Genomic DNA, 9,333 nt, shown 5'->3' with positions numbered 1-9,333 from the left:
GGTGCGATCCGCGCGGACCGGCTAGGACGGCGACCATGAGCCGCTTCACCGTCAACAACGAGCCGATCGAATACAAGCTAGACAACGAGACGCCGCTGCTGTGGGCGTTGCGCGACGCGTCGAACCTGACAGGCACGAAATATGGCTGCGGTACGGGGCATTGCGGCGCGTGCACGGTGGACATCGACGGGCGCGCAGTGCGCAGTTGCCGCGTACCGATCGGGTCGATCGAGGGCGCCTACGTCACCACCATCGAAGGTCTGTCGCGCGAGCGCAATCATCCGGTGCAACTGGCCTTCATCGCGGAGGCGGTGCCGCAATGTGGGTTCTGCATTCCGGGGATGGTGATGGCCGCCGCCGCGCTGCTGAAACGCAACGCGGACCCGAGCGAGGCGCTGATCCGCGAGCAGATCACCAATCTGTGCCGGTGCGGGGTCTATCCGCGCGTGGTCGAGGCGGTGCAGCGGGCCGGGCGGGCGATGCGCGGGGAAGAGGTGATTCCGGCGGGGCCGCGGCCGGGGATCGATCCTGCGGATTCAGCGCGATTGGTGCCTGCTCTGGTCCCCCCGCCGGCGCGGTAGAGCGCGCGCGCAAAACCAAGCATGGTCTCCCGCGAAGGCGGGAGTCCAGACTGAGCTGCCGCCTTCGCGGGAGAAACTGGGCTGCCGCCTTCGCGGGAGAAACTGGGCTGCCGCCTTCGCGGGAGAAACTGGGCTGCCGCCTTCGCGGGAGAACTGGGAGGGCGATCTTGTGCGCGTGACTCGATCGCTTGCACGGTTAGCCGCCGCGATCGCTGCATCACCCCGGCGGAGGCCGGGGCCCAGTTGGAACGTCCAGCGTGATAGATCGCAGTACGTCGTTACACGCCATCCCCAACTGGGCCCCGGCCTTCGCCGGGGTGGTCGTTATTTACGGTAAGCTCCGCGGCGCATTGGCGGCGAACTATTGTTGGTATAAAACTACAAAATTCACCCCCAAACCTGTCTAATCACTGACGAACCCATTCAGCGTCCCCACACGCCGCACCGTCTAGACCGCGCCCATCATAGGAGCCGGCTTGTGCGCCGGCAGTCGAGGACCACCGCGATGACGGGCAAGTTTCTAAAACTCTTGATGGCGGCGTCGGCGTTGGTGCCGGCGACGTTCATGGCAAGCACCGCCAGCGCACAACAGGTCGAGCAGGACCGTGGCGATCGCGGCCCCCGCGATGACCAGCGTCAGGAGCGCGCGCCACGCACCGATCGCGGGGATCGCGGGGATCGCGGGGATCGCGGGGATCGTGGTCCGCGCCAGAACGGCCAGGCGTTCCAGCAACAGCGTCCCGCCGCCGCCGATCAGCCCCAGCGTCCGCAACGCGCCGACCTGGACACGCGCGCTCAAATGCGCGGAGACCGTCCTGACTGGAACGGCCAAAACCGGCCCGGCCAGCAGACCGGCCAGAACCGCGGCAACTGGAATCGTGGCGACTTGAATCGCGGCGACTGGAGTCGCGGCCAGGGTCGCCCCGGTTTCGTCCCCGGCAGCGATCGTGGCAACCAGCAGGCGGATCGCGGTCAGTTCGATCGTAACGATCGCCAGCGCGATTGGCGGAATGATGGCCGCACCGGCGACCGAGGCGACTGGCGTGGTGACCGCGACGGTTACCAGAACCGCCAGCCCAACCGTGCGTACGGCGCGGCGCCTGGCTATGCCCGCGGCGGCGACGAAAGGGGCCGCTACGATCAGGGCGGGTACAGCCAGGGCCGCTTCAACCAGGGCCGCTTCAACCAAGGCGGCGCGTGGAACCGTGGCTGGCGCAACGACAACCGCTACGCCTGGAGCAACTACCGCGCGTCGAACCGCGGCGCTTACCGCCTCCCGCGCTATTATGCGCCGAGCGGCTGGGGATCGGGCTATCGTCGCTTCGGAGTCGGCTTCTCGCTGAACAGCATTCTCTACAACCAGAATTACTGGATCCAGGACCCGTACACCTATCGCCTGCCCGAGGCGTACGGCCCGTATCGCTGGGTGCGCTATTACAACGACGCGTTGCTGGTCGATCTCGACAACGGCCGCGTGGTCGACACGGTGTACGACATCTTCTGGTAAGCGCCCGCCTACCCGTCACGCAGTAACAGGGGAGAGCCCCGTGGTGACAGACGTCGCCGCGGGGCTCTTGCGTTTCCCCCTCTTGCCTTTCGGGGCCAGTTCGCCAAATCCTGCGGCGTGGGTATCTTTTCAAAAGCCAAGAAGGTCGATCCGGCCATGGCACTCCGCCAGGCCGCCGGATCGCAGGTCGCCGCCCGGCTCAACGCCAATCCCGCGGTGCAGCGCATCGCGATGGACACGGTGCAGTTCTATTACCAGTCCGACTTCCTCGATCCCAAGACCTGCAAGCAGCTGATCGCGATGATCGATTCGAAACGGCGGCCGTCGACCTTGCTGTCCGATCGCCCGAACAGCAGCTTCCGCACCTCGGAGAGCTGCGACATGGATCGCTGGTCCCCCGAGGTGCAGCCGACCGACGAGGCGATCGCCACGCTGCTCGGCATCGACCTCCTCCACGGCGAGACGATGCAGGGCCAGCGCTACGCCCCCGGCCAGCAATTCCGCGCGCACCATGATTATTTCCACGAGTCCGAAAGCTATTGGGCCAAGATGCAGGAGCAGGGCGGCCAGCGCACCTGGACCGCGATGGTGTTCCTCAACGACGTCCCCGAGGGCGGCGCGACGTGGTTCCCGCAGGCCGGCATCAAGATCGCCCCGAAACGCGGCATGCTGCTGGCGTGGAACAACATGAATCCGGACGGGACGCCGAACGGGCTGACGCTGCACGAGGGCATGCCGGTGATGGAGGGCGTGAAGTATATCGTGACCAAGTGGTTCCGCGAGCGGCCCTGGATCAAGTGAGGGGGTGGCAAGCTGCCGCCTCGCGGGGAAAAGCACTTCCCGCCTGCCCTCGCGTCATTCCCGCGGAGGCGGGAACCCATAAAGGTTAGCCTCGGCGATCTGACCGCAACCGCGGCGTATATGGATCCCCGCCTGCGCGGGGATGACGAAGTTGGGGGCGGTTTCCCCTGCTTCCCTACTGCGTCGTTCCCAGCCCACCACCGTTCGTCCTGAGTAGCCGTCGAGTAGCTCCAACGGAGCGTATCGAGACGGCGTATCGAAGAACAGGTTGGCGCGCGGAACCCATGCTTCGATACGCACCCTCGATACGCTTCTTGCGAAGCTACTCGGTCGCTACTCAGCACGAACGGGTGCGGGGGGCGGGAGCGTCTTCTCCTTCCACCGCCCCCCACCAACAAGCCCCCTCTCCACCCCCGTCACGTCATCCTGACGAAAGTCAGGATCCAGAGCCATGAACGCCCACCCCCGTAATCCTGGATCCTGACTTTCGTCAGGATGACGGTGCGAGCGCTCGCCCAATGCACGGTCCGCTCGACAATCCCCCCGCAGCCACTACGTCCGAGACATGACAGTTCTCGGCGTAACCTCCTCCATCCTCGGCCAACCCTGGCGCTGGCGCGCGTTCGCCGCAGACGGCCGGGACGGTTTCACTGGCGACGACCTCGTTACCCAGCTCCTGCTCGCTAGAGGCTGCCCGCGCGACGGCCTCGACGCGCACCGCACCCCCTCGATCCGCGCGTTCATGCCCGACCCGTCCATCTTCCGCGACATGGACCGCGCCGCCGAACGCCTCGCCGACGCCGTGCAAACTGGCGAACAGGTCGCGATCTTCGGCGATTACGACGTCGACGGCGCCACCTCCGCCGCGCTCATGGTCCTGGTCCTGCGCGACCTGGGGATCGAAGCGCGCCCCTACATCCCCGACCGCCTACTCGAAGGTTACGGCCCCTCGGGCGAAGCGCTGGTCCGCCTCGCCGGCGAAGGCGCCACGCTGATCGTCACGGTAGACTGCGGCGCGCAGGCGTTCGACGCGCTCGACGCAGCTCGCGACGCGAAGGTCGACGTGATCGTCATCGACCACCACAAATGCTCGACCGCGCTCCCGCACGCGTTGGCGCTGGTAAACCCCAACCGCCTCGACGAGACCGAAGGCGCCGCGCACGGCCACCTCGCCGCGGTCGGCATGTGCTTCCTCGCCGCCGCCGCGCTCGTCCGAAGCTTACGCATCCGCGGCTTCTTCAAGGACCGTGCCGAGCCCAAGCTGATCGACCTGCTCGACATCGTCGCACTCGGCACCGTCGCCGACGTCGCTCAGCTCCGCGGCCTCAACCGCGCGTTCGTGTCGCAGGGCCTGAAAGTCATGGGCGCGCGCAAGAACATCGGCGTCGCCGCGCTGATCGAGGCCTCGCGCCTGACCCGCAACCCGACCTGCACCGACCTCGGCTTCGCGCTAGGGCCCCGCATCAACGCCGGCGGCCGCGTCGGTCGCGCCGATCTCGGTGTCCGTCTGCTCACTACGCAGGACCCCGACGAAGCGCGCGCGATCGCCACCGAACTCGACCGTCTCAACGAAGAACGCCGCGCGATCGAAACCGCGGTGCAGGAGGCCGCCGACCTGCTCTCCAGCCGCGACCGCGCCGTCGCGGTGGTCGCAGGCCACGGCTGGCATCCCGGCGTGATCGGCATCGTCGCCGGCCGCCTGAAAGAGAAACTCGGCCGCCCCGCGATCGTCATAGCGATCGACGAGAACGGCATCGGCAAGGGCTCCGGCCGCTCGATCCCCGGCGTCGACCTCGGCGCGGCAGTGATGGCCGCACGCGAACACGGCCTGCTGGTCGCAGGTGGAGGCCACGCGATGGCCGCCGGCCTGACGATCAGCGAGGCCGCGATCCCCGCCTTCACCGACTTCCTCGAAGAGCGCCTCGCCGCCGCCGTGGAACGCTCCAACGGCGACCGCGCCCTCCTGCTCGACGCAGTGCTCGCGGCCGGCGGCGTCAATCCCGGCCTCGTCGAATCAATGGAAGCCGGCGGCCCCTACGGCATGGGCTGGCCATCTCCCCGCGTCGCGATGGGCCCGGTCCGCATCATCAAGGCGGACATCGTCGGCAACGGCCACGTCCGCACGATCGTGGCGGGCGATGACGGCCGCAGCATCAAGGCGATGGCCTTCCGCTCGGCCGAGAGCGCGCTGGGCCAAGCGCTGCTGGGCGCCGCCCCCCACCGCAAGCTCTGGCTGGCGGGCCGCGCGAAGATCGACGACTGGTCCTCGCGCCCGTCGGCCGAGCTTCATGTCGAGGATGCGGCATGGGCGGACTAAATTGTTGCACCGAAACGCTTGACGCCCCGCCCCCTTCCCCTTAGTCGGCCTCCACCACGCAGGCCCCTTCGTCTAGCGGTTAGGACGCGGCCCTTTCACGGCTGAAGCACGGGTTCGATTCCCGTAGGGGTCACCAATGGCTGAAATCAGCGGTTTTTGGTGGAAGTGTTTGGAGCGGTTGCCCCCGATTTAATCCTGTTTTTGCCCCCTATATTGGTTGGGTTATGTCGCAGGGAACATAGGGCGCCGCACGTTGACCGAGCGAGGCGTTGTTCCTAGGAAGCCTAGAACCTCGTCGTTGCGGCAATAGGATGGAGAACGGCATGGACTGGAAAGCTGATAGCGTACAGGCCGTGATGTTTATTCCGCCCACGGATACGCAGCGAGATGCGCTAGCGCTTTGGGCACTTGTGTTCCCAAACAACAGCCCCGACGCTTTCCAAAAAGCCGCTGCCTCTCCAAACCTGCATTCTTCGGCCTCTGGCGAACGAAACGGTTTTAACATCACGATCGGGTCTCAAGTCGGGCGCATCGATGTTTCATTTGGTCCCGTCATGCCGCCGATGTTTGGCCTTCAGCCTGTCTTGGCCCCTCCCCGCATAAGCGATATTCAAGGCGCAGTTTACGGCGCCAATGCTATCCTCAAGACGCTCGGGGGAATTTTCTCCCCGTCACGTATCGCAATTGTATTGGACATGGCGGTCACCGTTGCGGCGGGCAATGAGGTAAGCGTGTTACGGTCAGCCCTACCATCCATACCTATTCCGGATAATTCCAGCGACACCGTCGTCCAATTCAACGTGCCCCGTTCATTTGAAAAATATCCGATGCTTCCTATGAACAGACTTTGTACATGGAGCGTCGGCGAAATTGGATTTATCATCGGGAACAACTTAGGCACTGCGGTAAATAACGGGTTTCAGCTAACGCGCTTTGTTGGGTTCAAAATAGATTTGAATACTGCTCCAAATCACGCACTATTGGGTTACGATGTTTCTATACTAGCTGATGAACTAGCCGCAGAAGCGGGTTTACTTTTACGCGATGGCCTTGGGCGCTTGCTATGACCGAGCATTCCGGCGCTGGAACGACCATTGGATGGGGGTCATTGCGGATCGTCGAACAAGAAAGATCGCCGATTGCAAACGTACGTAAAAATTCTTCTAGTGCACTTCAGTCCGCAGCCGATATATTCACAGCCGATTATCGAGTTCACAAATCGATTTTGACTGGAAGTGCAATCACCTCTGAGGCTTTTGAACCAAGATGTTATCTGCGTTTTACGCCAATCGATCGACGATTAACAACTAGTAGTTCAGACTCAATGATGGCGACGGCAGAAACCTTTTACCGGCGCGCTGAAGAACAATTAGGCGCGTTACGTCTACAGACTGACGAAGATGGAGATGCTCTAGTTGAGTCGGGAGCATTAGATACGGCTACCGAAATTCTCGGCCAGTTAAAAACCCTTGACTACGCCCCGCCCGAATTGAGTTGGCATGGAGGTGATGCCGTCGTGATGCTTTGGGCAGCAGAAGATGCAACTTTTGCAATAACTGTAACGGACGATGAGTGGGGTTACGTTCTACGTCGAGGCGGCAAGCAATTGCGGATTGCGGATTCCATAAAGCTTACACGCTTAGCGTTGCAAGATTTACGCTAAGATGGAAACAAGCTTACGACCAGATGATCAAATTGCACGTTGCCTCATCTATCCTCAGTTTTTTGAGGGTAGTATACATGTCAATGGTAAATTGTGGGAGTTTGGAAAGCGTGCCGATGATGGTGCGTCGCATCAATCAGCGGTATTATGTCGGCTAGCGCCGCCGCCGAACGAGGTTCATAGAGTCGGCTGCAAAATTGCCAAGGCGGGTAACGATCGCCTTGGCGACAACTTAACCGCCGAAAAGAAGCGGTATTATTGTGGCTACCGCATAGCCGTCTTGGACTCGATGGTCCTGGTTGGCGACAAGTATCGGATCGAGTTACGCCTTCAAGAAGAGCTGGGGGAGAAGGCGCATGTTGACGTTGCGCTTTTTATTTCGACGGACGCGCCCAGGAATCGGCATGCACAACTACGGACCGCCGCTGGAATTGCGTTAGCCGAGGCATTCACTTCAATTCCGGTAAGCCACAGATGCGAAGTCGACGACGGTGACGACAACCATCCGTTTTCGCGGCTTGGCGAAGACTGCTTAGAAGCCGGATTGCTTGGTCCATGGCAGGGGAAGTCACTGCATCTAACCGATGCCGCTATCATTAACAATATAGTCGAGCTTGGAGGGTGGCCGGGGCTTCTGGAAGCACCATTATTGGACAAGGGGTTGGAAAATCCTTTGCAGGGCAGCCCTGAACCATCAGGTTAGGGCTGCTATTGATGCAGTCCTATCTAGATAAAGCTAGGATACTGCCGCCAGTCATGCGGTTCGCGGCGCCACGAGCCACCATTAGAGCCCTCGCCCGCTTGCTGTAGTGGCGCACCATCTCCGGCGACATGCCGAGGATTTCCCCGATCTCGCTGTCGTTGATGCCGCACTCGACCAGGTAGCAGCATGCGTTCTTGCGCAGGCCATGGAACGTGAAGCTGGCGTCGTCGACGATCATCTCGCGCGCGATCAGATCCGCGATCACCTCCTGCACGGCCGGCTCCGACATCAGCTTGCGCAGGCGCTCCTGGATGGCGGCGGTCGTCTTGAACGGCGCGCCGGACCGCTCGTAGAGCAACGTCACCGAACGGCGCGGCAGCTTGGCAAGCTCCTCCAGCCAGAAGGGATGCATCGGCACGGCGACGTCCTTCGTCACCCCGCCCTTCCGCTTCTTCACCTGCGTGAATTCCATGATGCCGGACGTGATCCAGCCGTACTGCATCCTGACGCAGTCGCTCACCCGCTGCCCGGAGCATAGCCCGGTGACGATCGCGAGGCGCGTCATGGGCGTAGCTTCGGCGAGGCACACCGCCAACAAGTCGGCCGGCCACGGCTCGTGCTCGCCGATCGCAAGGATCGGGATCTTGTCGCACGGGTTGTCGTCGCGCAGTCCCAGCTTGATCGCGTGACGCATCAGCGAGCCAAATGCGCTAAGCCATACATTCGCCTTGCCGGGAGTGTCAGCATAGGCGTCGCGCATTTTGAACAAGCTGACCGGCCGGACGCCTGCCACCGTTCGGTGACCGTGCACGGTGGCGATCAGCTGGAGATAGCGACCTTGGTTCTCGCGCGTCTTGAGGCCCTTCGCCTTCCACTCCGGGCTAGCGCGATAATCCGCGACCAGCCAACCTAACGTACCGCGAGCCGGGCCAACGACGACTGCCTCGGGCTTCGACAGCCGCGCATACTCCGCGGCGAAGTCAGGACTGTCGACGGCCGGTAGGCGGATGTACGTGTCCTTCCCGGCGATCTTGCGCCGGAAGTACAGCAGCCCTTTTCGTTCGGTGACGTTCTTCACCGCAAGTCGTCCCACGAGCTATCTCCATCGCCGTTGGCGACAGGCTGGGGGATGGCGAACTGCTTGGCAATGATCCTGTCCAGCTGCACGCGCGCCCAGAGGACGTTCGCGCCCTCTTTCACGCCGATCGCGCCGAAGCGCGTGGCGAAGGTCGACTTCGATATGCCCATGTAGATCGCAGCGACGTCTGCCGTCATGCGAGCCGGCCAGTCGGGCAGCTTTTCGAGACGTGCGAGTGCGCTCACGCTGCCGCGGTAGCCCGTTCCAGGTACCCCACGCGTCGATATCCTATCCTCAACATGTCAGTCATGCATCAGCCCTTTGACGAAGCGACGGTCCCAATCATCCGAACGCGGCGATCTCGGCAGCACTCGGTTCCACTGCGATGGGATACTCGCCCATCAGCAGTTCGCGGCGCTCGGCAGCCGTCACCGGCATAAACACCGTTTTCGGCGCGACCGACCGCACACCGTCCTTCAGAACGCTACCTCGAATTACTTCCTTCGGATTGAAGAGAATCTGCCCGGTCGCCTTCAGCGGCTTCAGACCGGCTTGCTGCGCTCGCGCAGGCGCCGTGAATTCGGGCCCTTGGCGGAAGAACTGCTCATGATCGGACATCTCAGATGCCTCCTACACTCCGGTAGGTTGAAGGTCGCCTGCGGTGGAGTGACGCCGCAGGCGAC

The 9,333-nt window shown here is 62.8% G+C and carries 11 protein-coding genes and 1 tRNA gene; 8 read left to right on the top strand and 4 right to left on the bottom strand.

Annotation, left to right across the window (positions count from 1 at the left end; genetic code table 11):
- Nucleotides 1-35 precede the first annotated feature (35 nt).
- Nucleotides 36-581 carry a (2Fe-2S)-binding protein gene (locus U1737_RS17235; RefSeq protein WP_248522896.1) on the top strand — a complete coding sequence of 182 codons (546 nt, stop codon included), beginning with the start codon at nucleotides 36-38 and terminating at the stop codon, nucleotides 579-581.
- Nucleotides 582-1,101: 520 nt separating this feature from the next.
- On the opposite strand, the gene U1737_RS17230 is transcribed toward U1737_RS17235, so the two are convergent.
- Nucleotides 1,102-1,380, bottom strand: coding sequence for a hypothetical protein (locus U1737_RS17230; protein WP_332797628.1), 279 nt, complete (start codon nucleotides 1,378-1,380; stop codon nucleotides 1,102-1,104).
- On the opposite strand from U1737_RS17230, the gene U1737_RS17225 reads away from it, so the two are divergent.
- From U1737_RS17225 to U1737_RS17195, 7 genes are all read left to right on the top strand, one after another.
- A complete protein-coding gene (locus U1737_RS17225; protein ID WP_332797627.1) occupies nucleotides 1,381-2,088 on the top strand; it encodes an RcnB family protein in 708 nt (235 codons plus the stop codon).
- A gap of 117 nt (nucleotides 2,089-2,205) precedes the next feature.
- Nucleotides 2,206-2,889: a prolyl hydroxylase family protein gene (locus U1737_RS17220; protein ID WP_431358286.1), complete on the top strand. Its 684-nt coding sequence runs from the start codon at nucleotides 2,206-2,208 to the stop codon at nucleotides 2,887-2,889.
- Nucleotides 2,890-3,454: 565 nt separating this feature from the next.
- Nucleotides 3,455-5,206, top strand: a complete 1,752-nt coding sequence (recJ, locus tag U1737_RS17215; RefSeq protein ID WP_332797626.1) for a single-stranded-DNA-specific exonuclease RecJ — start codon at nucleotides 3,455-3,457, stop codon at nucleotides 5,204-5,206.
- 61 nt (nucleotides 5,207-5,267) lie between these two features.
- A tRNA-Glu gene (locus U1737_RS17210) sits at nucleotides 5,268-5,342 on the top strand.
- A gap of 187 nt (nucleotides 5,343-5,529) precedes the next feature.
- Nucleotides 5,530-6,273, top strand: a complete 744-nt coding sequence (locus tag U1737_RS17205; RefSeq protein ID WP_332797625.1) for a hypothetical protein — start codon at nucleotides 5,530-5,532, stop codon at nucleotides 6,271-6,273.
- Nucleotides 6,270-6,869, top strand: a complete 600-nt coding sequence (locus U1737_RS17200) for a hypothetical protein (RefSeq protein WP_332797624.1) — start codon at nucleotides 6,270-6,272, stop codon at nucleotides 6,867-6,869. Before U1737_RS17205 ends, U1737_RS17200 begins: the two co-directional genes overlap by 4 nt.
- Before the next feature lies 1 nt (nucleotide 6,870).
- Nucleotides 6,871-7,572 carry a hypothetical protein gene (locus tag U1737_RS17195; RefSeq protein ID WP_332797623.1) on the top strand — a complete coding sequence of 234 codons (702 nt, stop codon included), beginning with the start codon at nucleotides 6,871-6,873 and terminating at the stop codon, nucleotides 7,570-7,572.
- A 19-nt stretch (nucleotides 7,573-7,591) separates the two neighbouring features.
- Here U1737_RS17195 and U1737_RS17190 read toward each other — a convergent pair whose 3' ends face one another.
- The 3 genes from U1737_RS17190 to U1737_RS17180 form a co-directional block, all read right to left on the bottom strand.
- Nucleotides 7,592-8,650, bottom strand: coding sequence for a tyrosine-type recombinase/integrase (locus U1737_RS17190; protein ID WP_332797622.1), 1,059 nt, complete (start codon nucleotides 8,648-8,650; stop codon nucleotides 7,592-7,594).
- Entirely contained in the window at nucleotides 8,647-8,895 is a 249-nt protein-coding gene (locus U1737_RS17185; RefSeq protein ID WP_332797621.1) for a hypothetical protein, read from the bottom strand. The genes U1737_RS17190 and U1737_RS17185 overlap by 4 nt, the downstream gene beginning before the upstream one ends.
- 97 nt (nucleotides 8,896-8,992) lie before the next feature.
- Nucleotides 8,993-9,268 (bottom strand): hypothetical protein, encoded by a 276-nt coding sequence (locus U1737_RS17180; RefSeq protein ID WP_332797620.1) that lies wholly within the window; start codon nucleotides 9,266-9,268, stop codon nucleotides 8,993-8,995.
- Nucleotides 9,269-9,333: the final 65 nt, after the last annotated feature.

The sequence above is a fragment of the Sphingomonas fucosidasi genome (assembly GCF_036663855.1).
GTDB classification, from domain to species: Bacteria; Pseudomonadota; Alphaproteobacteria; order Sphingomonadales; family Sphingomonadaceae; genus Sphingomonas; species Sphingomonas faeni_B.
The sequence above is the reverse complement of the archived record's forward strand: the minus strand, read 5'-3'. Positions and strand labels throughout refer to the sequence as shown.